A 22,130-nucleotide genomic window follows, 5' to 3' on the forward strand; every position below is an offset into this window, starting at 1 on the left:
ATTTACTAATTATTTTCTACTTTTGCACCCCAAAATCAAATACTCTCAGATCAGACGTGTCTAACAAGTCTAATCCCTGACACCTAATAATGAAAAAACACTTACTTATACTTTTCCTATCATTTACAACAATGATTTTCGCGCAGAAAATACCTGCTGTGAAAGATACCATTACTAAAGATACTACTAAAACCAAAACAACTGAAAAACCCGAAAAGACTCCTGAGCAAAAGCGCGCTGAAGAGTACGCTAAACTCATCAAAAAAAAGGGTATAGAGCGCAACGGACTCTTTACTATCCGTAAGATTGAGGATAAATGGTACTTTGAAGTCCCCGATTCCCTTCTTAATCGCTATTTGCTATGCGTAACGCGACTCAAAGCGGCTCCTCATAACTTCGGACTCTATGCAGGCGAAAAAGTGAATGAACAAACCGTCTATTTCGAGCAGAAAGGCGATAAAACACTTCTCTTGCGCTCTTTCCTCAATCTGCAAGAAGCGGGTACCGACGATAATATCTCGGTAGCAGTCGCCAATTCGAGTGCAAATCCTGTGGTGGCATCGTTCACCGTTATCGGGCGCAACCCCAAAACCAAAGCACAACTCATCGACATCACCGATTTCTTCAAGCAAGACAACAGCGTTACCTCTTTCTCATCGAATGCAAAAACCCAAATGAAAATAGGCGCTATCGCTACCGATCGTTCTTTTGTAGACGATATACGCCCTTATCCTATCAACGTAGAGGTCAATACCCTCAAAACGTTCAACGCTTCACCCAGTACGATTCCGTCAGCAAACAAGGTAGGGGCTATTACCTTAGAACTGAATATCTCTATGGTGCTCTTGCCTAAAACACCTATGCAAAAACGCCTTTTCGACCCTCGTGTGGGCTTTTTCGCTACCCGATACATCAAGTTCAGCGACCAGCAACAACGCACCGAAACTGAATATTACATACACCGTTTCCGCTTAGAACCTCGCAAAGAAGACGTCAAAAAATATCTCAGCGGTCAGTTAGTACGCCCCAAAAAGCAAATTGTGTTCTATATCGACCCTGCTACGCCTAAACAATGGCAAAAATACCTCATTTTGGGCGTAAACGATTGGAATGTTGCTTTCGAACAAGCGGGATTCAAAGAGGCTATTGTCGCAAAACCTTGGCCTAACGACCCTTCAATGAGTTTAGAAGATGCCCGCTTCAACGTAATTCGCTACCTCCCTTCCGAAAAAAGTAACGCCTACGGTCCTAACATCGCCGACCCTCGCAGTGGTGAAATTATAGAATGCCACGTAGGCTGGTATCACAACGTGATGAAACTCCTCAACCAGTGGTATATGATTCAGGCAGGTGCTGTCGATAAACGCGCTCGTACTATGGAGTTCAACGAGGAACTAATGGGCGACCTCGTGCGCTTTGTCTCCTCTCACGAAATAGGGCACTGCTTAGGTTTGCGCCACAATATGGGCGCCAGCAGTCAAACGCCTGTCGAAAAACTCCGCGACAAAAAATGGGTAGAAGCCAATGGGCATACCGCTTCCATTATGGACTATGCGCGTTTTAACTATGTGGCACAGCCCGAAGACAATATCAGTAGCAAAGGACTCTATCCGCGTATAGGCATCTACGACAAATGGGCAATCGAATGGGGATATCGCTATTACGGCAACAAATATAAAGACAAGTATGCTGAACAAGAGGCGCTTGCCGAAATGGTTACCCAAAAACTCAAAGCCAATCCGCGATTGTGGTTCGGAGGGGAAGGCAAAGATGAAGACCCTCGTGCACAAACCGAAGACCTTTCAGACAACGTAATGAAAGCCAATACTTACGGATTGAAAAACCTCCGCTATATTGTGCAACACCTCCCCGAATGGACTAAACAGCCTAACGACAAATACGAGCATTTAGATGAAATGCAAACCGCTGCCTATATGCAGTATTTCCGCTATTTAAAACACGTGCTCAAACACATTGGTAATAGATATGTGGGCATTATCGGTGAGAAAGAAGTCTATAAAGAAGTGCCCAAAGAGAAGGTAAAAGAAGCTATTAACTATTTAGATAAAGAACTTTTTGAAGCGCCTTTGTGGTTATATCCTCAGGAAATAGTAGAAAAAACAGGAGCAACCCCCGATAAGAACATCATCAGTATGCAAAACCTTACCCTGAGTGTGCTTTTAGGAGAGCAAACCCTCTACAACCTTTATAACCAATCGCTCACCTCCAAGAATCCTTATCCGCTAAACGAATATCTGCAAGATGTATTCAAAGCGGTATGGAAACCCCTCAACCACCCCGATGCTCGCCAAAACACTTATCGTCGTGGGATAGAACGCTTGTACCTCTCTCAAATCGATAGGCTCATCAATGCGCCTGCTGAGGCTAAAAACAGCAAAGCTGCGAGCATACAGCAAGTATCCGATGTGCGCCTCTTTGCCTTACAACATTTAGATATGATTGAGGCTTTCGCCAAACAAGCACTTGCCAAAGAACCTGCTTCATCTATTAACCATCTACACTACCAAGAAATTATAAAGGAAATAGAACGTATTAAAGACCCTAAAAAATAGTGTTAGAACCCGAAGAACTCAAAGACTCAAAACCCGACCTACTGTTTATCCTCATTATGGGACTCCTATCGATGCTCACCCCTCTGGCTATCGATATGTACCTCCCTGCCTTTGTGAAGATTGCTAATGATTTGAATGTATCCGAAGAGATGATATCTCAAACCTTAGCACTCTTTACCCTTGGTTTTGCTTTTGGGCAACTCTTCTGGGGACCTCTATCCGATAGTTATGGGCGCAAACCTATCATTCTTATCGGGATTATCACCTCAGCATTGGTGTCGTTAGTGATTACGCAAATTCACCATATCCATCACTTTTATATACTGCGCTTTGTACAAGGCTTTTTTGGAGCCTCACCAGCGGTAGTAACGGGTGCCCTCTTGCGCGACCTTTTCGCCAAGAACGAGTTTGCCCGCCAAATGTCGATGATTATGATTGTTACGATGATTGCCCCACTTATCGCCCCCGTACTGGGCGGTCACCTCACCGACTGGTTTCATTGGCATATCATCTTCTACGTGCTGATGGTTTTAGGACTCTTGGCAGCGCTCTTAGTGAGTTATAAAATCCCTGAAACGCTTCCTAAGTTCAAGCGTGTTCCTTTGAAAATAGGCAACACCTTACGCATTTATGGCAAGCTCCTCAGCAATAAAAAGGTATTGGGGTATATTTTCTGCAATTCGCTTTCCTATTCAGGAATGTTTTGCTTTATCACCACGGGGTCTATTGTGTACACCAAACTCTTTGGGGTAGCTCCTCAGCATTTTGGATACTTTTTCCTTCTCAATGTAATTGTAATGATGACGGCAACCTCGCTCAATGGCAAATTCGTCACCAAAATAGGCGTAGAAAAATCCTTGCGCTTGGGGCTTACTATCCAACTCATTGCAGGAGCGTGGCTGGTGATATGTGGTATTTTTCATTTGGGATTATGGGCTACCGTAGCAGGAGTTTCAATGTTTGTAGGTTTGGTATCGGTAGTGTCCAGCAGTGCCAATGCCGCCATTTTGGATATGTACCCCGAAGTAGCCGGTACCGCCAATTCACTCACAGGAATGTTGCGTTTTGGTATCGGTTCGGTAGTAGGAGCAGTGCTCTCGCTTTTCGCCATCACCTCCGAGCGCCCAATGGTATTTGCAATGGCAATATGTATAGGAGTAGGCGCCCTCAGCTACTTGCTGTTAGTCGCCCGTCGCACCATTAGCAAATAACTATACCGTTTCTCTGCCTCTCTAAGTCTCTCCAAAACAAAAATTTTATAGTTCATCATAGCTCGATATTTACCTTATATCTATCATCAATCAGTATAAAATTAGTGTTGTGTTTCTTTGCAAGAGCTAAAAACTGTGCATTATCATCTAAAACACTTTCCATTGTACACCAATCATCTTCTAAACGGTTTTCTATGACTTTTGCATATTTCTTTATATCATCAAAGTGGGTTTTAATATAGTTTTCACTCATTACAAGACAATAACATTTAATATCCTCGAGATATTTTTTTGTAAAATCTTTCTCCCAGTCAAAAGGAATATATACTCCTTCAATGATAAGATTTTGTTTGTTTTCTATGGCTGTTTTAATCATTTCACGAATAATAGGCCACATATAATCTGTAAGTGCTTTATCATTTTCTAAGGTAAGTTTAGTATAACCACTGCGAATTAATCCCATTTTTAAGTGATCTATTGATAGATATGGGTATTTATATTTTTCTAATAGCTTTTGAGCTAAAAAAGTCTTACCTGTGTGTGAAGCTCCAGTAATTAAAACAATCATTTTTATACCTCGTTTACCTCTGATAAAACCGCACCCAATCAATATACATTCTCACGGGTTTATCAAACGGCTTTACTTCGCCTACCCATTCACCTCCCAGTTGCATATCAATAATCAAAAAGAAAGGCAAATCAAACGGGAATTGCTTTTCACTCTCCTTACCAGGCATACGCGAGTAGACAAATGAAGGCAGTCCGTTTACGTAAAACCGTATCACATCTCCTTCAAAATCCACTGCGTAAGTGTTGTAGTCATCTGGATTAATAGGGAAAGAAGTAGAGTTTTTTGGTCCTGCTTTCTTTTTATGTGTAAACGGCGAATGCACAGTGTGATACACAAAAGGGTCGTAATTTAAGCGTTCTATAAGGTCTATCTCTCCTCCTTCTTCAGGCCATTTAGTATCTTTGGTAACCAACCATATAGCAGGCCACGCTCCTTGCGTGCCTTCTAACTTACAGCGTACTTCTATCTTCCCTTTTTGGAAAAACTTCTTTTCTTTAGTCCAAACACCCGCAGTAAGGTAAGGCGAAGGGTCTTTTTTTAAATCTTTATTAGTCACCCCTAAAAGAATCATCTTACCGTCCTTTATCTCAAACAAACTCGGGTCTTTGCTCATTGTGTTGCAACAGTTGTCTCCCCAACGGTTCATTTTTGTCCACACTCCTGTCGAGAAAATATCATTTCTGTCGAAATTATCTTCCCATACCAATTTCCAAGGTTTCTCATTAACCTCCTCTTTCTTTGAACAACCCCAGCTCATAAGAGCCAACGTAAATAGTAATAATGTAAAAGGTTTCATATTCATACAGTTTAAGTTATTATTTTTTCATTTTCTCTTTCTTCATATGCCTTACCTAAAAGCGCCAAAAACTCTTTGCGAGGTATTTCCTCTGCTCCCAAACGCTCTAAGTACTCGCTGTATATTTGGCAATCTACCAATGCTATATCGGGGTGTGCTTGCAGGTAGGTGATAAAGCCGTATTCTGACGCATTATTACGCTTGCTAAACATACTCTCCCCACAAAAGATTTTGCCCATTTTTAGCCCGTATAAACCTCCTATGAGCACATCTCCTTCCCACACCTCTACCGAGTGCGCTATCCCTCTTTTATGCAAGCCTGTATAGGCTTCTATCAGTTCAGGGTGAATCCACGTGCCGTCTTGGTCTTTACGCGGAACAGTAGCGCACTGTCGCATCACCTCAGTAAAACAATGGTTATAAGTAACGCGATAAGGTGCTTCGCGTAACATCTTACGCATATGCTTGCTGATATGCAATTTCTCCCGAAAGAGTACAAAACGCGGGTCAGGACACCACCAAACTACCGGCTCTCCTTCGTTATACCACGGGAAAATACCCTCCGAATACGCCTCAATAAGCCGTTCAGGGGTAAGGTTCCCTCCTAAAGCAACAATTCCTTCCTCCGAAGCCGTATCGGGGGAAGGAAAAGATGTTTTATCGTTCGTTAAGTATATCATTCTTTAGAATGGCAAATCGTCTTCCTCAGTAGGGGCAGAAGCTCCCTGTGCGGGGTCTGGTGCACTAAAAGCCTGCTGAGGGGCTTGTGGCGGATACTGAGCGGGCGTTTGTTGGTATTGTGGTGGGGCTTGCTGATATTGCGGAGGCGCTTGCTGATATTGTGGTTGTGCATATCCTTGTGGCGGATAAGCAGGTTGCCCCTGTGGTGGATATTGCCCTTGCGGAGGGGGATAGGCTCCTTGTGCCACCTCAGCATTTTCAATACGCCATCCTTGTAAGTTCACAATATATTTAGTTTCTCCTTGTGGGTTTACCCATTCACGACCGCGAATATTGAAACTGATGCGTACCAATTGCCCTACCTGAAAGTTGTCGAGAAGTACACATTTTTCTTGTACAAAGTCAAAAGGGATATACTGGGGGTATTGTTCCTCAGTAGAAATCACCACATCACGGCGTTGAAAGCCGTTTTGTCCTACGGTTTGTGTAGGGCTAATCTTTATAATTCGTCCTTGAATTTCCATATTGGTATTCCTTTTTATTGCTTATTCTGATAATATTTACAAGGGCAAAGGTACTATTTTTTTAGTTATCGGCAATACTTATACCCAAAAATATTACAAAACATTTTACTTTTTGCCCAAAAACATTCTATTTACAAGTCTTTGTATAATCATCTACCAACTGTATCATTCCTTCTTTCGTTTTGGTGTTGTATTTAGTAACATCTAACGAAGGACAATTGATATATTTAGCCAATATTTTTTGTATTTTATCTGCACTCTTCGAACCAAAAGTTGCTTTATCTCCCAAATATACCGCTTTGTCAGCTCCCTTAATCTTTAAATAGTAATCCTCAGGATATTTACTGTGCACCAACACGTAATTGCCGTTGTTATCATACAGAATCTCAAAGAACTGAGCAGCTCCCGAAAGTACGTTTAACTGCGAACCTCCGTGAGCAAAAAAACCGTCTTCTGCACTTTTTGAACCTATAAAACAACGCTCATCTATGCAGAATTTCACACCGTCCTTCGCTTTAAAATAAGCGTCTTTCTCACCTTCCTTTTTGAATTTCATCGTTGCCCCATATGAAGTAAGGTCTGATACATTCTGCTCTTTGTTAAGTATCGCTCCTACCGACTGGAATTCAATCGTAATAAGCCCCTCTTTCTTATCCCCTTTAGCATCTATCACATAACCCGGAGCATCGTAAATATTTACCGTTTGCTTTTTCGCTTCCTCCAACATTTCTTTATTTTGCTGGTCGATAGCATTCTTTCTACCTTCTAAATATTGACTAAAAGCCTCAGTCATATCGCCAAACGGATAGCCATTGGCATAAAGCCTATTCACAATTCTTTTATCAGCCACCCCTATTTTGGTAAGAGGAACAAATACCGGAAACTCTTTTTGGTCGTAGGTTTTTATAACGAAATAATCTTCGTTTTTATACGAATGATGATGCGCAGTAGCCACTACGTGACCTTTGATATCTGTTACCGTAAAATCAGTGATAACAATACCCCCATCTCCGTTTTGCACTTTGCGCACAATAATGCCTATTTGCTTGCCGTTTTTAAGAATCGCATCTCCCTGTACCGAAATTTTATCAGCCGTAGCCAAGTTATCTTCCGTTTGAATAGTATTCCGCTCTTGTTCAAACACAGCGTCCCATTTCTCTGAGAACGGACGATGAGTACTCTCAAAAAAAGCCGTTACCACCGCAGGGTCAATACCCTTTTCTGTGAGCATTCCCGTCCCCGATTTAAACACACAGTCAAGCAGGTACTTCTCACCCGAAAAAGTAAATTTCAATTTATCCGGAATTGCCACTTCCCGAATTACCCCATTAGCATTAGAAAACTCTATCCAACGGTGAGGAGCCAAATTACCTTGTGCCGTTTCAGCCGTAAGAACCACCCTGTACAACAAATGATTCGAAAGGTCACTAAATTGATATTTACCGTCCTTTTTCTCAATCTTAGCAACGGGAGTACCATTTGATAGAAGTTCACCCTTCTTCACTTTAAAATCTTGCGCACAAACATTCATTACTGAAAGTACGCCTATTAAAAATAAACATTTCATTTTATTCATCTTGAAAAAACAATTAAATTACAACCGCAAAAATAATGAATTTTATAATATATACAAGATACATAAAAGAAAACTCTATCATTCCCCCCTTCACCCTTCTGTTTTCTCTCGCTACATTCTCTCTTTCCTGTCATTCGCCCTCTCGCCATTCGTCACTCGTCACTCGTCATTTTTTCTCCTTTTCCGTCACTACATTCGCCCTTTGAAGGTAGCCAGCGACAGCTGGGTATGTACCCCACGAGAGCGGAGTGTGTGATAAAGGGGTGGTTTGTCTCCTTTTCCAGCTTGTCCCCTTCGGGGGTTCGGGGGCTTACCGAATAAATGATTCGCCACATTGCCCCTCTCCGAGGGAAGTCCGCGAGAGATTTTCATCACATTTTCTTCGTCATTCGTCTCTTGTCATTCGTCATTTCATTATTTTTTCCGTCACACTCCCCCCTATTGCCTATGGCCTAAGGCCTATTGCCTTTTCTCTTTCTTTCGCCTCGAAACCCCGTTTTTAACATTTTTTGCATTGTTGTATTATGGTATAAATCAACTACTTATACACCCTTTCTATACCAATCGTCCAAGATTCGTATAAGCTTCCTATAAGCTCTCTATAAGCTACCCCCACCCTCCTCATAGCATTTTTTCATCAAAAAACCTCCCAGTCTTTTTATGATTTCTTCCGTTTCCTTCCGAATCCTCCAGCCCCTCCTCTAACCTATCCGACCCGCCTGAAAAGTCCGCCCCGTCCATTCCCCTTGGTGGTATTATTGATATTTCTGGCATTATTGGCTTTTACCCCATTTGCTAATCTCTTAATTCTCTAATTCCCTCCGCTGGTGCAAGCTTATAGCTTGTACCCTTTTTTCTAATTCCCTCATTCTCTAATTTTCTCATTTTCTCATTCCCTCATTTTCCAATTATTTATTGTAACTTTGCCAAAAGTTTAAACGGATTTTGTTATGTTTATCTTTGTCTTGTAATATTTCTCGTATTATTAACGTATATATAAAACTAAACTTTTATGGATACCATAAATTGTATTTTTAGGAGTGTTTTACATAACAATGGGATTTCTAATCTCAAAATTCCCTAACTTATTATCAGGCTATAACACATTGTCTGATGAAGAGAAAGAATCTTTAAAAAACACAGAGTATACGCTATATCTGCGTAATGTCTTTATTATTTGTGGATTAGCTTCTATTTTTTTAACTTTTTTGTCTCGTTCCCTTGTCTGGGATATTTGTATTTCCATATTATTAGGCTTGCTTATTCCCATTTTATCCGTACTACGATTTAATCCTATAAAAAAACAAGCTTCTTCTAAAAAAGATTTTTACATTGTTCTTTTCTTAATCGGGGCTGTGTGTATTTTTCTTTTTTATGGAATGAGAGAAAGTGATATTGAGGTTAGCAAAGAAAGAATTGAGAATTCAGGTCTTTATCATTTTAATATTAAAATGAAAGATATTGATTCAATAACTCTTGTTAACGAATTACCTAAATTTGTTTTGCGAACTAACGGGTTTGATGTAGGAATCATCAAAAAGGGATTTTTTAAAACCGAAAAAGGTGATGTATATAAACTTTCTTTACGTGTTAATACAAAACCTTACATTAAGATTTATCACTCCAAAAATCAAATACTTCTTTTGAATTATGGCGATTCTATACAAACTTTACAATTATTCAATAATATCAAAACACATATGAAATGAACCCAAATTTTATAATTTCGCCTAAAACATTAACTCTTATTACGGACATTCAGTTGTACAGCCACATAGTCGTGAATCCCCTTTAAATTTTGTAGTTTTCCCATTGATAACAACTATTAAAAATTGCATAAAGCATTCCAATGGCATAATTATTGCAACAAACTTTAATATTAATTTTTTAAATTGAATCAAGTATGAAAAAAATTATTGCTTTAGTATCAGTGATTTGTTTATCACTAGTAGCTTTTTCTTCTATATCTTGTAGCAAGAATGATGACCCAGCAGACAATGACCTTTTTGTAGGAACCTACAAAGGTAAAATCTCTTATTCAAATGGAGATGAAAAAAAATCTGCTGATAATGGAGCCGTAACAGTTGTTAAAACAGGAAATGACTATTATTTCCGTTTTTCAGATGGCATTCCTGACCTTAAAGGTGTTAGCTTCAAAAAAGAAGGAGATAACACTTTAGTAAACATCGACTTGAAAGATGGTGTGAAACTCATTAGAATCAACGCCTCTTCATTGAACATTTTGTATACTACAGATGGAAAGACCTGGACTGCTAACGCAAGTAGGTAATTCTGAAAAAGAAGTACTAAAAAAACCCCGAAAATATATATTTTCGGGGTTTTTTCATTTTTAATATGTGCTCTTCCTTCCTTATTACTTCTTTTTAAATATCAAATTTATCAAGAATAAAATAACAATAGCTCCAATAGCTCCTGTCAAGATAGCACCAATCCATCCTCCTCCAAGTGAGACGTGAAACACATCTCCTAAAAGCCAATACCCCACGATACTTCCAAGAATACCAATAATGATATTGCCTATAAGACCTAATCCACTACCTTTATAGATAGTTCCTCCTAACCATCCAGCGATGGCTCCAATAATAAGTGTTGCGATAATACCCATAATTTTTAATATTAAATTAGGGTACAAAGGTAAGAATTATTATTTAAAAAACAAATAAAAATCATAACATTGTATTATGAATTGCTTTCAAATTTTGTAGTTTTGCGATTGATAACAACAATTTGTTAAAAACAATACAAAGTCTACAATTAAAAGTTAAAACAATCTTAAACTTTGTTAACTTACTTGACAGAGAAGAGAATATCTTATAACTTTGTCGCAAAATTCTAAAATATTTAATTATGAAAAAGTCAGTACAAATCTTTTTAGAACTTATCTCAGCTATTGCAATTTACTTGTTTATAAATTCAATAGCCTATGGAGATCATTTGGTAACCCTACCGCTGTACTTAACAGGGGTAGTGATTATGAGTTATCTCTTTGTAAGAGAGAGACCTCAACAGAAGTGGGGTAGTTTCTTGCGTGTGGTGAGTCCTTTTGCAGTGCTAATGCTCATCGCTGGCAGCCTGCAAGATGCGAATACGAGCTTGGCACTCGGTTATATTGCTAGCACTGCGGTGGCTTTCCTATTGGGAATGTGCATTGCTACTGTGAGCAAGACGTACCAAAAGATAGGTTTATCCGCGTTGGCTTTTCTGCTGGTAGTTGCCGTACGGCTGTCGTTTTCAGCGGAGTTTCAATATTTGATAGGCGTACATTGGTATACCTTAGGACGTTAATCATCTAATAGAATATAGAAAGAGGTTGCTCAGAAGTCTGGGCAACCTTTTTTATGCTTTGTTACTTATAAAATATTTTTTTGTAGTTTTGCGATTGATAACAACTTCCGCTCCTAAACCTTTGAGGCTTTCTCCGTTGTGAATTGCTTTCAAATTTTGTAGTTTTGCTATTGATAACAACTCTTTTGCGACGTATTCATATTGAGGACGGGTTGTGAATTGCTTTCAAATTTTGTAGTTTTGCGATTGATAACAACGTTTTCCATTTTTCTTTAATTTTATTTATAGTTGTGAATTGCTTTCAAATTTTGTAGTTTTGCGATTGATAACAGCCATTGATGATTTGAGTCGTTATGAAAGTTCGTTGTGAATTGCTTTCAAATTTTGTAGTTTTGTGATTGATAACAACGGACTCTCAAGACTTCCTACGCTCAGCTTTGTTGTGAATTGCTTTCAAATTTTGTAGTTTTGCGATTGATAACAACTAATTGATGTTGGACTCTCTCGTTAGTACAGTTGTGAATTGCTTTCAAATTTTGTAGTTTTGCGATTGATAACAACTTAATGACTCATATAACTTCAAATGGGCAGGATTGCCTAGTATAACATAGTTTAAGAAGTATTTTATTGGTTTTTAAAAAGGGTTTTTAATATTCGCCTATGCTTACAATATCGCCTAAGTGATTAATACGGACTTTTACGATATCTTTTAACCCTGACAAGCCTTCTCTCTTCCAAGTTACATTTTTTAAAATATTATCTGTCTCTACATTAGTTTCTAAGTGATGTCTAAAAAAATAATCTTTAGTAGCTATTTTTTGTACTCTAAACAAATTGGGGCTTATCAATTTTTTATTTTTAGGATCTAACAAGTCTATTTCAGCAGGATTAAAACCTGTTGTTGCATTGGGAAATACGAACATTTCATTCTGTTTCATAGTGAACAGAAATTGCCAACCTTCTGCTTGTTTGTAGGTTTTATCAATAATAGGAATCCCTTGCTGAGCTCGTACGACAGCGTCAAAGAATGAAACTATTTGTTCCTGCAAATTACCTTCTTTATCCCGATAAATAGCCACGTGGTGGTTATTGCCAGTACTTACATAATCTACAGGAATTTCTTTTCCTTCTTTATTTAAAGTAGTTTTTCCTAAATGGTCTTTTCCTATGTGCAAAGGTTGAGCGTTGTTCACGCCACTTATAGTAACGCGTTTAATCGCAATTCCTTTTTCTTTATTGAGCCAAATAGGGTTCTTTTCTAAGTCTACAAAGGCTTTCTTAGGATCATTATCGTAGGCTTGGAGTCGCTTGATAAGAATACGTTTTACTCCTTGATCAATTACTTTTTCAATAGATTTCAAATCTTTGAAATTGTCTGGAGAAATATCTTTCCGAATAGAAAAATCTTCTTCCAAGTAGGTGAGATTTACTTTTTCTGGCAAAGTTTTAGTTTTTGATTCATCTAAATAAATAGGGTTTTTAGATAGTGCGTTCTTCCCTGCAAAGGCTTTTTTAGGGTCGTTGTCATTAGCTTGCAATCTTTTTAGCAATGCTTCGCGATAAACAGGATTAGAGACTTTTGCGATAGTTCTTTCATCAAACTTTACACCTATTTTTTCTTCTTTATTGATATAATATTGGTATTTGCCATATATAGTTTCTTTGTGCAGCTGACCTCGTGGCGTGAGTGTAATTTGTTGTTTATCAGTGCCAGCAGGTTTATTTGTGTTTTTGGTAACTACTTTATTCTTTGCTTTGTGCGAAATGAATATTTCTTCGAGGTGTTTTTTTGCTACTTGTCTAAAGTTAGGTATAGGCTCTATAAAAACTCTCTTATTCTTACCATTATTAGTTGGAACTTTAATTGTTTCTTTTTCCTCGATAGCTAAAATAACCGAATAATTTTTGTTGTTTTCGTCTTTTCGAGCGTTGAGATGATTGAGGTACTGTATGTAAGAAGGTTTGGTGAAAGCTACCGTAAGGGCATCCATTGCGTGGTGACGGTGGTCGTTACGCTTTGTCCAGTTCTTAATCACAGTTACTTTGTTACCATCTTTGCGTTCTTCTACTTCAGTAAGTCCTAACGACTGATATTTAGGCATATTTAACTCTTTCATCACATCTACCAAGCCCCAGTCTTCGCGCAATCTATCGGTGATACTTCCTGAGGTAGACAGCACATTTTTAGTTACTTGGAAGAGTATTTCTTTAGCTTTTTTAGCTATGTACTGAGTATCTCTCAGGTCTCTATTGATAAAGTCATCACCTATTTCAGAGGCTTTTTTGAGTAAATTCTTGTATTTAGTAGGAGAAATGCTTTTTGTTTTATAGGCATTTTCTACTCTGGTGAGATATTGATTGAGTTCTTCTTCACTATTTAAAGAAGTAATATAATCAAAAGCAGTATATTCTCCTTTGTCACTATTTATTCTATGGAAAGTCAATGTTTTATTAGAAAAACTATCGTCGAACACTCGTGCCTTAGGAACAATGTGTTCTATCTCAATATTTTTACTAAACAACATATCTCGAGCTATAGGGGCATTAGTATATAGTTCTTTATAGCCATTGTGTTCCAATTCTTGATACAAGCGATAACGAATAATATCAGATTTCGTAGGATTCTTGATGCCAAATTCTTTCTGAAGTATTTCGCTAATCTTTTGATGTTCTAATTTAGCTTTGTTGATATTTTGGGTCATTTCATACCTCTTTTGCGCATTTTTCTTTAACTCACGAGCTAATTCAATGCGAATTTCATCGAAATGAAAATATTTTGTAATTTTCCCTTCAGCATCTCGTTCACTGTTTTTCTCAATCAAAGCGTTCACTACATTGATCATCTGATTAAGAATTTTCTCAACTACAGGATTTCTCAAAGCGTTCTTTTTAAGTAGTGGAATGATATTTTTCAGTTCACGAGCCTCTAATTCTTCTGTGGTTAGAGATAGTTTAGAGTGCTTATAACCTGCCTTTTCACAAGCTGTGCTATACTGATTTTCTTTTATATTAGGGTATATCTTGCGGATAGCTTTAGTAGATAGGCTACCGTAATCATCTTGCAAGGCTACATTGGCGAGTATTCTAGCGTGTTCTCTCTTAAAAGCGTATTTCTTTTCTAAGATTCGGTAAAGAGTTTCGTTACCAGAGGTAGAATCATCACTTTCATAGGAATAAAGCAAATGCCATAGCTGATAGGAATCCTGCTCTTCAAACTCTTTTACAGGCAAAAGAGGGTCAAAATAAAGGATTTTAGTACATATTCCTAATGTTTGAAAGATAGCTTTTACCTTTTCTCTGATTTCGGAAGCTGAAAGAGGAGATTCGTCTAAAGACCAATCGTCTTTTGCAGATTTTATCTGTAAAATATCTTTCACATCGTGAGCTTCCATTTCGACAATCTTCAAATAGGCTTCATAGAGTGCTTTTTGAGTGCGATTTCCTTCTAATTGATTGTAGTTGATTTCCCATTCTTGAGGAGAATAGCCTAATAATTTCAGTACTTTATCCGATTTTAGGTCTCCTTTTAGATTCAGTTCGTCAAAAAGGAGTTGTTTGCATTCCATATCCAAACTAAAAATCGTTTGAGAAGATTCATTGAGCAAATCTAACTGAGTAGTCTTAGCAGAGATTTTCTTTTTCCTAATACCTTTTCTTTTGCAGATAACATTATTGAGTATTTGCCAAATCTTAAATTCTTGAAACAAAGGAGAGGATTTAGGGACAACACGAGCTCCAATGTTTTTAGTTATAGTTTTTCCGTCTTTTTCTATCTCAATTTCTTTGCTCTCAAACTCACAAAATGATATCAATCCTTTTTGAGATTTAGGTTTACGTTGATAGAAAATTACCACATCACGGATTTGCTTTTTAAGTTCATCAGTCAATTCTTTGTGAAATGAAGCTTGAGTTTCCCAAATGCGTTCAAACTCATCTAAGTAATCCTGACGGTAAAACACTTTATTTTTAAGGCTATTATGCCTATTTTCCTGAAGCTTTGCATACAAGTATTGCCCTACTGTTTGACGATTGAAATAGAGTTCTTTACTTCTATCGGAAATAGCGCCTAAATAGCCACTTGCATTGTTCAAATTGTTGTTGATTTCGGTTAAGACATAAGCTACTTCTTCTTTTGAAAGTTGTTTAGATATAGCCTCCGCACGCCACTGATAGGCTTGCAAACGAACAGATTCTTTAGAACCTTTGTTTTCAGTTGTGTCAAAATGATATCTTTTAGAAAAAGCTTTTGAAGTAGCATCCTTACCTTTCCCTTGCAATTCTTTATAAAAAATATCTGTTAGGATATCAGGGTAAAACTGTTTTTGAAAATTCCAAACGAGGTCAAATTCTTTTTGTAAATCTGAACGATAAAAGTCTGGGAGGAGTTTTTTGTTTTGTTGAAGTAATTGTAGCGATAACTGTCCTGGAGTTAAGTTTTCATCATAGAGGCGCTTTGCTATAGCCATTCCATCTATTGCTTGTCCTTCGTCTTCAGTTTTTGCTTTTCTACTGCTTTTATAACCTCGTTTTTTATTAATAGCCAGTAGTATCCTAGCAAACTCTTCTTTCTCGATACGTTCGGTAACAGCTTTAGCTCTCAATTGCCAAGTAGAATGTGTGGTATTTTTGCCATTTTCAGCTAAGATAGAGGAGGGAGTAATTAGGTTTGCTTTCTGCAATAAATCTATGAGATATTTTCGCCTTTGTTGATAGCGATCAAGATTTAGTCTTGCTCCGTGCTTAAGGGTTCTATTGGCATTAGTAGTTATTGATTTTCCTTTTTCAAAGTCGGATTGTTCATCTGTGGTTAAAGACACAATACGCACTCCTAATTCCTTAATCTCTGATTTTTCTTTGTTTTCATCTTCTACAATATGGGCAAAACCTATTGAAGTGGTGCCCAAATCTAATCCAAGTATATTTTTCATTGTTTTGTAATTTGGTGAGGCAAAAATAACAAAAAGAAATGAAAAGTAAAAATAAATTAAAAAAAGATTTGCACATTAAAAATATTATACCTACTTTTGTCGCACAATTTGAAAGCAATTCACAATAAGGATTATTCCGTTGTGAAAACATTTAAAGGAGCCCTATCATTATATTAGTGATAGGGTTCTTTTTTATTCCTTATTTTTTGTATCTATAAGAATAGTTACAGGACCGTCATTACACAAGGCTACTTGCATCATCGCCCCAAACTGTCCTGTGGGCACTCGCTTTCCTAACAAACTTTCCACTTGCTTTATAAACGCCTCATAGATAGGAATTGCAACTTCAGGACGTGCTGCTTTTATATAGCTGGGGCGGTTGTTTTTTTTAGTAGAGGCGTGCAAGGTGAATTGCGACACGATAAGCACTTCTCCTCCTGCATCTTTTACCGAAAGATTCATCACCCCATTTTCATCGTCAAAAACGCGTAAATTCACTATTTTAGCCGATAACCACGCTATATCCTCATTGGTGTCGCTATCTTCTATACCTACCAATACTAATAAACCTTTATTGATAGAAGCTACTGTTTGCTTATCTATATCCACCGATGCGTGAGTTACACGCTGAATAACTACTCTCATAAAATATCTTTTTTTATTACTCTCCAAGTCCTTCTGAGTTTGTCTCTCAGATTTGTTAATATGCTGTTTTCTCCTCATCAGCAGAAGCATTCCACTTACATCTTCCTTCTTACTTTGCCAAAAAAATCATCATTATATCTTCTTTCCTTCTCCTTAGCTTCACTTTAAATTCGTCTTAGGTTCGTCTTTTCTTCGTTCATTGTTCGTCTTTCCTTCGTTCATTGTTCGTCTTTCCTTCGTCTTTTCTTCGAATAAATCCCAAATTCCAAATGCCTCTCCTACCCTACAATTTTTTTACTATTCATTGTCCATTCAAAAAACTTTTAACTCTTAACTACTTATACACCTTTTCCATAATAATCGTACAAGATTCTCCTGCCAATTCTCCTCACCTTTTGCTAATTATCACCTACCCGTGTGCCTCGCATTGCCTATCGTGCTACGACATTCTGAGACATAATCTCTCACATACCTACCTCCAAGCATTCACTAACATCTTTTACATCGAACTCACGCTATTTTTTGCAAATTAACACATTATCCGATAGTACTTTCACTCTATCACCATACGATTGTATCTCCCTAACAAAGTCTGGTGTAATTTTTAAGCGCAGTTTGAGTACAATCTCATTGTCAGTTTCTCTCACTACCTCTTGCGAAGAATGCAGAGGCATCGCTTTGAGGTATTCCGCCGGATTAGGCATAAAAACTGAATCGTTGGGCAATTTTTTAAAGGCAAGCACCACCTCTTCTGCTTGTGTGTGCTCACTATCTACCCACGCCCCAAAACTATCGTCGAAAAAACACTCCACACCCTCAGGTACAGCGTGCTGATATTTAATATCTTTGCTGTCATCTAAATGGGTAATCCTATCCAAGCCAAACACCCGTAGCGCTTTCTTCTCCACATCCCACGCCAACACATACCAACGTCTTTGCGCCTCTTTTAGCAAATAAGGCTCTATCGTACGCACTTGGGGTTGTTGTTTTTTATCCCAAAACTTATAATAGTGCAACTTTAGCTGACGATGTTCTTTAATAGCCCTAAGCAAGGGTGAGAGATACTCCGTCCCCGCAGGCAATCGCCTATCAAACTGAATAACTTTAGAAAGATTACCGTAATTTTGCAAAGCTCTGAACACATCAAATGCCTCGAAGAGATTTTGGGTATAGGGGTCATTATCTTCTGTGATTTCGTATGCTTTAAGAGATTTGTTAAACTTAATAATTATATGGTAAACTTCTTTAATAATTTGAATATCACGTTGTAAAGTACGTTTAGCAAGAGGTTGCCCCTCTGTATTCTCTATACTTCTCTCCCAAGCATTCTCTAATTCTTCACTAGTACAGGGTTTGATACGCAATCGTTCAACAATAAAACGATGCCTTGAAAATATTTTCGATAAACTCATTTTCAATATTTTTTCAACAAAAGTATAAAGTTTTTTCAAAACGACAAGTTGTTGCGCCCTATTATTATATTTTTGCTTCCGAAATAAAAAAAACAAGGCAAAAGGACGCACATATCATTTTATTTTGTATATTTGCTGGCAGAAACTCATAAAACATATTTTATAGTAAAAACCAGATAAACACAAAATAAACATATTAGTAGCGTTTCGCTTTTATTTTCTAAGCTCGAAATACGACCAATTTTTCAATAGTGTACAGAAAGTAAAGACGGAAGCGTTCGCGTATGCGGGCGTTCCTTTTGCTTTACACTATGCCTTTGGTCGGGCAACGAGCTAAGTAAAACGGGATGCCCGCAAACTATTTTTGTAAAACATTGGGGAAGCCGAAAACCATTTAGAGTAGGCACTCACTAAAAACTATATTTAATTATGAGTTTAATGGTCACTATGGGAAAAGACCTTATTCGTATCTGTCCCACTAATGCAAAAAAAATTGAACGTTCAAACAACAATGGAGGCACTTGGTACCCTCGTTACACAGCAACCTCCTTTACTTTTCAGGACTTATTAGTTTCTGGAAATGAACTTTTAGCTCAAACCGACAAAGGTTTTTACTATTCTAATAACAATGGTACCTCTTGGTACAAACGAGGTTAAAAACAACTGAGGAGGTTGCTTTTAAGGTAACCTCCTCTTACCAAACGTTTGCAAAATTAAACCATTCAAACAACAATGAAAATACAAAATAACAACTTAAGAAGCCTCGAATCGCTTTACCTCCCTATAATGGAGCCTAATACTTTCTTTGCTAACAAAAAAGTACAAACTACTTACAAAGAATACGAGGCAGAAAGAAGAAAGTAATGAAGTCCCATACAACGAAAACATTTTTTCTTGCATTGAATATGATTCAGAAGGAAATGGAAAAATAAACTCATACGCAATTACGCTCCTAATGGAGAATGGGAAACTATTTTCTATCATAATGGAAAGCCCAGTCATATCGTAAGAAAAGAATGTACTATAGTAGAAAATTAGTATATTTGCAGGCATTAAAAAGTTAAACAATAATTAAACACCTAATATATGTACACACAAGCATTCAAAGAGGCAGTAGCCTACTGCAAAGCCAACAATCTATTTGTAGGGTATGGCAACCCTAACGGTAAAGTTTTAGTAATCGGCAAAGAAGCCGCACACATTCCCCAAGAAGAGACTACCGAAAATTTAGAAAAGAAGAAAGAAGAGCTCTTCCAAAGTAATGTATCTCAATGGGAACACATACTCTCTACCAATGAAGTACCTAACTACGATGGTCAGCGCCCCTTCTCTCACAATCCCTTATATGCTTACGGCAATCAATATAATAGTTGGGATAAAAGCAAAAAAGGAGGAACCAGTCGTACCTATTTAAACTACGAAAAACTCTACGAACAGCTATTTTTACAGGGAGAAAAACTTGAGAAAATCAACTTTCAAAAGGAGTTCTTCATCACCGAGTTCAGCGACTACCCTACTAAAGAAAGCTACAAAAATGAGGATATAGAAGCCCTTAGAAAACAGTCTATAGAAGAACGTAAACCTCTCTTTGCAATGCCTTTTTTCAAGGAGTTCCCTATTGTAATTGTAGCAGCCAATGATTATCCAAGACGTTACCACATTAATTTAGAACAAACTTTTGATGTCGTTTTTCAAAAGGAAATAAAAGTAGGAAGAGACCACTATTTCTTACACTTTAGTAAGGATAACAAACGTATTCTTATCCACACCCGACAATTAAGCAATAGTTTTTCTCGAGAACTAATACCTGCTATTGTTAAAGAAGCTAAGAAGTTTTTAAAGTAGAAATTTTATTAACAATAAAAAAAGAGCAATTCTTTATCAGAATTGCTCTTTTTATAAGAAGGCGGCGACATACTCTCCCACGTGACCGTAGTACCATCTGCGCTAAAAGGTTTAACTGCTCTGTTCGGAATGGTAAGAGGTGAGACCTTTGACTATAACCACCTTAAACTTTTTAGGTGTCAGGGGTTAGGTTTCAGGGTAATCCCTAATGCCTATAACCTACTACCTGTAACCTTATTTTTTTAACATATAGGGATAAAAAACATATTTTTCAATTGACAATTGACAATGGATAATTGACAATTTTTCTGACTAACGTTCCAGTAAAAAAAGAATACTGCGCGAAAAGTCTACGGGTGATTAGTATTACTCGGCTATGATGTTACCACCGTTACACCTGTAACCTATCAACGTGGTCATCTCCCACGACCCTTAAAAGAAATCTCATCTTGTGGCGGGTTTCGTACTTATATGCCTTCAGCACTTATCCCATCCGCACTTAGCTACTCTGCTATGCCCTTGGCAAGACAACAGATACACCAGCGGTGCGTCCAACTCGGTCCTCTCGTACTAGAGTCAGATCCACGCAAATTTCTAACGCCCACAGTAGATAGAGACCGAACTGTCTCACGACGTTCTGAACCCAGCTCGCGTGCCACTTTAATGGGCGAACAGCCCAACCCTTGGGACCTTCTCCAGCCCCAGGATGTGACGAGCCGACATCGAGGTGCCAAACCCCCCCGTCGATGTGAGCTCTTGGGGGAGATCAGCCTGTTATCCCCGGCGTACCTTTTATCCTTTGAGCGATGGCCCTTCCATACGGAACCACCGGATCACTATGCTCTACTTTCGTACCTGATCGACTTGTAGGTCTCTCAGTCAAGCCCCCTTATGCCATTGCACTCTTCGCACGGTTACCAAGCGTGCTGAGGGAACCTTTAGAAGCCTCCGTTACTCTTTTGGAGGCGACCACCCCAGTCAAACTACCCTCCACGAATTGTCCCCTGCACTCTGCAGGGTTAGACCTCAGATAAGCAAAGGGTGGTATTTCAACAACGACTCCACAACTACCAGAATAGCCGCTTCTAAGTCTCCCACCTATCCTACGCATCACTTATCCAAGACCAATACGAAGATATAGTAAAGGTGCACAGGGTCTTTTCGTCCCACTGCGGGTAATCGGCATCTTCACCGATACTACAATTTCACCGAGCTCATGGCCGAGACAGTGTCCAAATCGTTACACCATTCGTGCAGGTCGGAACTTACCCGACAAGGAATTTCGCTACCTTAGGACCGTTATAGTTACGGCCGCCGTTTACTGGGGCTTCAATTCAAACCTTCGTGTTACCACTAAGCTCTCCTCTTAACCTTCCAGCACCGGGCAGGTGTCAGACCCTATACCTCATCTTTCGATTTTGCAGAGTCCTGTGTTTTTGATAAACAGTCGCTTGGACCTCTTCACTGCGGCCTATCTTACGATAGGCGACCTTTCTCCCGAAGTTACAGGTCTATTTTGCCTAGTTCCTTAGCCATGAATCTCTCGAGCGCCTTAGAATTCTCATCCCAATCACCTGTGTCGGTTTACGGTACGGGCATTAATCTTCGCTTTTCTTGGAAACGTTGTCACCACTCTATCACCTCGGCCGAAGCTTCAGTGTACTATCAAAGCTATAACTGCTCCTTTAACGTACTATTCCGTCAGTACGCGGTAGTTATCTCGTTCCGTCACTTTTATCAGATTAATGGTACAGGAATATTAACCTGTTGTACATCCACTTCCCCTTCTCGGGTGCGCGTTAGTCCCCGACTAACCCTCAGCTGATTAGCATAGCTGAGGAAACCTTGATCTTTCGGCGGGCAGGTTTCTCGCCTGCCTTATCGTTACTTATGCCTACATTTTCTTTTCTATCAGCTCCACTATGGCTCACGCCTTTAGCTTCTACGCCTATAGAATGCTCCCCTACCGGTATATCTTTCAATAACCCCATAGCTTCGGTAATATGCTTATGCCCGTTTATTATCCATGCCCAACCGCTCGACTAGTGAGCTGTTACGCACT

General features: G+C 38.5%; 17 protein-coding genes, 2 rRNA genes and 1 pseudogene (1 of these 20 cut by a window edge). 8 read left to right on the top strand and 12 right to left on the bottom strand.

Translation table 11 applies throughout. The features are described from left to right. Window positions 1-89: 89 nt before the first annotated feature. Together COCH_RS02825 and COCH_RS02830 are read left to right on the top strand one after the other, a co-directional pair. Window positions 90-2,573 carry a zinc-dependent metalloprotease gene (locus tag COCH_RS02825; protein ID WP_015781844.1) on the top strand — a complete coding sequence of 828 codons (2,484 nt, stop codon included), beginning with the start codon at window positions 90-92 and terminating at the stop codon, window positions 2,571-2,573. Next, window positions 2,573-3,784 carry a Bcr/CflA family multidrug efflux MFS transporter gene (locus COCH_RS02830; RefSeq protein ID WP_009420809.1) on the top strand — a complete coding sequence of 404 codons (1,212 nt, stop codon included), beginning with the start codon at window positions 2,573-2,575 and terminating at the stop codon, window positions 3,782-3,784. The genes COCH_RS02825 and COCH_RS02830 overlap by 1 nt, the downstream gene beginning before the upstream one ends. A gap of 55 nt (window positions 3,785-3,839) precedes the next feature. On the opposite strand, the gene COCH_RS02835 is transcribed toward COCH_RS02830, so the two are convergent. From COCH_RS02835 to COCH_RS12340, 6 genes and pseudogenes are all read right to left on the bottom strand, one after another. Continuing rightward, a complete protein-coding gene (locus COCH_RS02835; RefSeq protein WP_015781845.1) occupies window positions 3,840-4,352 on the bottom strand; it encodes a P-loop NTPase family protein in 513 nt (170 codons plus the stop codon). A gap of 13 nt (window positions 4,353-4,365) precedes the next feature. Continuing rightward, window positions 4,366-5,157, bottom strand: a complete 792-nt coding sequence (locus COCH_RS02840; RefSeq protein WP_015781846.1) for a glycoside hydrolase family 16 protein — start codon at window positions 5,155-5,157, stop codon at window positions 4,366-4,368. 5 nt (window positions 5,158-5,162) lie between these two features. After that, window positions 5,163-5,831 carry a leucyl/phenylalanyl-tRNA--protein transferase gene (aat, locus tag COCH_RS02845; RefSeq protein WP_015781847.1) on the bottom strand — a complete coding sequence of 223 codons (669 nt, stop codon included), beginning with the start codon at window positions 5,829-5,831 and terminating at the stop codon, window positions 5,163-5,165. Between the two features lie 3 nt (window positions 5,832-5,834). Beyond that, the gene (locus tag COCH_RS02850; RefSeq protein ID WP_015781848.1) at window positions 5,835-6,356 is read right to left on the bottom strand and encodes a DUF3127 domain-containing protein; all 522 of its coding nucleotides are present in this window, start codon (window positions 6,354-6,356) and stop codon (window positions 5,835-5,837) included. 127 nt (window positions 6,357-6,483) lie between these two features. After that, window positions 6,484-7,923, bottom strand: coding sequence for a hypothetical protein (locus tag COCH_RS02855; RefSeq protein ID WP_223375698.1), 1,440 nt, complete (start codon window positions 7,921-7,923; stop codon window positions 6,484-6,486). A gap of 198 nt (window positions 7,924-8,121) precedes the next feature. Beyond that, a pseudogene (locus COCH_RS12340) lies at window positions 8,122-8,267 on the bottom strand (phosphinothricin acetyltransferase). A gap of 720 nt (window positions 8,268-8,987) precedes the next feature. Between COCH_RS12340 and COCH_RS02860 the strand changes: the two are divergent. After that, window positions 8,988-9,641 (top strand): DUF3784 domain-containing protein, encoded by a 654-nt coding sequence (locus COCH_RS02860; protein ID WP_015781850.1) that lies wholly within the window; start codon window positions 8,988-8,990, stop codon window positions 9,639-9,641. A 194-nt stretch (window positions 9,642-9,835) separates the two neighbouring features. Continuing rightward, a complete protein-coding gene (locus tag COCH_RS02865; RefSeq protein WP_009419202.1) occupies window positions 9,836-10,222 on the top strand; it encodes a hypothetical protein in 387 nt (128 codons plus the stop codon). Between the two features lie 84 nt (window positions 10,223-10,306). On the opposite strand, the gene COCH_RS02870 is transcribed toward COCH_RS02865, so the two are convergent. Next, a complete protein-coding gene (locus COCH_RS02870; protein ID WP_009411577.1) occupies window positions 10,307-10,558 on the bottom strand; it encodes a GlsB/YeaQ/YmgE family stress response membrane protein in 252 nt (83 codons plus the stop codon). A gap of 242 nt (window positions 10,559-10,800) precedes the next feature. Between COCH_RS02870 and COCH_RS02875 the strand changes: the two genes are divergently transcribed. Then, on the top strand, window positions 10,801-11,238 hold the full coding sequence (locus tag COCH_RS02875; protein ID WP_015781851.1) for a hypothetical protein: 438 nt from the start codon (window positions 10,801-10,803) through the stop codon (window positions 11,236-11,238). Window positions 11,239-11,885: 647 nt separating this feature from the next. Here COCH_RS02875 and cas9 read toward each other — a convergent pair. The 3 genes from cas9 to COCH_RS02890 all read right to left on the bottom strand — a co-directional run bounded on the left by cas9 (window position 11,886) and on the right by COCH_RS02890 (window position 18,223). Beyond that, the gene (cas9, locus tag COCH_RS02880; RefSeq protein ID WP_015781852.1) at window positions 11,886-16,166 is read right to left on the bottom strand and encodes a type II CRISPR RNA-guided endonuclease Cas9; all 4,281 of its coding nucleotides are present in this window, start codon (window positions 16,164-16,166) and stop codon (window positions 11,886-11,888) included. A gap of 192 nt (window positions 16,167-16,358) precedes the next feature. Beyond that, complete coding sequence (gene dtd, locus COCH_RS02885) at window positions 16,359-16,811, bottom strand: D-aminoacyl-tRNA deacylase (RefSeq protein WP_041546906.1); 453 nt, start codon at window positions 16,809-16,811, stop codon at window positions 16,359-16,361. Window positions 16,812-17,326: 515 nt separating this feature from the next. After that, window positions 17,327-18,223, bottom strand: a complete 897-nt coding sequence (locus COCH_RS02890; RefSeq protein WP_015781854.1) for a helix-turn-helix transcriptional regulator — start codon at window positions 18,221-18,223, stop codon at window positions 17,327-17,329. A gap of 429 nt (window positions 18,224-18,652) precedes the next feature. Between COCH_RS02890 and COCH_RS02895 the strand changes: the two genes are divergently transcribed. The 3 genes from COCH_RS02895 to COCH_RS02900 all read left to right on the top strand — a co-directional run bounded on the left by COCH_RS02895 (window position 18,653) and on the right by COCH_RS02900 (window position 20,068). Continuing rightward, the gene (locus COCH_RS02895; RefSeq protein ID WP_015781855.1) at window positions 18,653-18,880 is read left to right on the top strand and encodes a beta propeller repeat protein; all 228 of its coding nucleotides are present in this window, start codon (window positions 18,653-18,655) and stop codon (window positions 18,878-18,880) included. A 75-nt stretch (window positions 18,881-18,955) separates the two neighbouring features. Continuing rightward, window positions 18,956-19,087: a hypothetical protein gene (locus COCH_RS12575; protein WP_002673950.1), complete on the top strand. Its 132-nt coding sequence runs from the start codon at window positions 18,956-18,958 to the stop codon at window positions 19,085-19,087. Window positions 19,088-19,309: 222 nt separating this feature from the next. Next, on the top strand, window positions 19,310-20,068 hold the full coding sequence (locus COCH_RS02900; protein ID WP_015781856.1) for a hypothetical protein: 759 nt from the start codon (window positions 19,310-19,312) through the stop codon (window positions 20,066-20,068). 56 nt (window positions 20,069-20,124) lie between these two features. On the opposite strand, the gene rrf is transcribed toward COCH_RS02900, so the two are convergent. Next, window positions 20,125-20,234: ribosomal RNA gene (gene rrf, locus COCH_RS02905) — 5S ribosomal RNA — on the bottom strand. 174 nt (window positions 20,235-20,408) lie between these two features. Further along, window positions 20,409-22,130, bottom strand: a 23S ribosomal RNA gene (locus COCH_RS02910); it runs 1,121 nt beyond the window's last position.

This window comes from Capnocytophaga ochracea DSM 7271, from assembly GCF_000023285.1.
Taxonomy (GTDB): Bacteria; Bacteroidota; Bacteroidia; order Flavobacteriales; family Flavobacteriaceae; genus Capnocytophaga; species Capnocytophaga ochracea.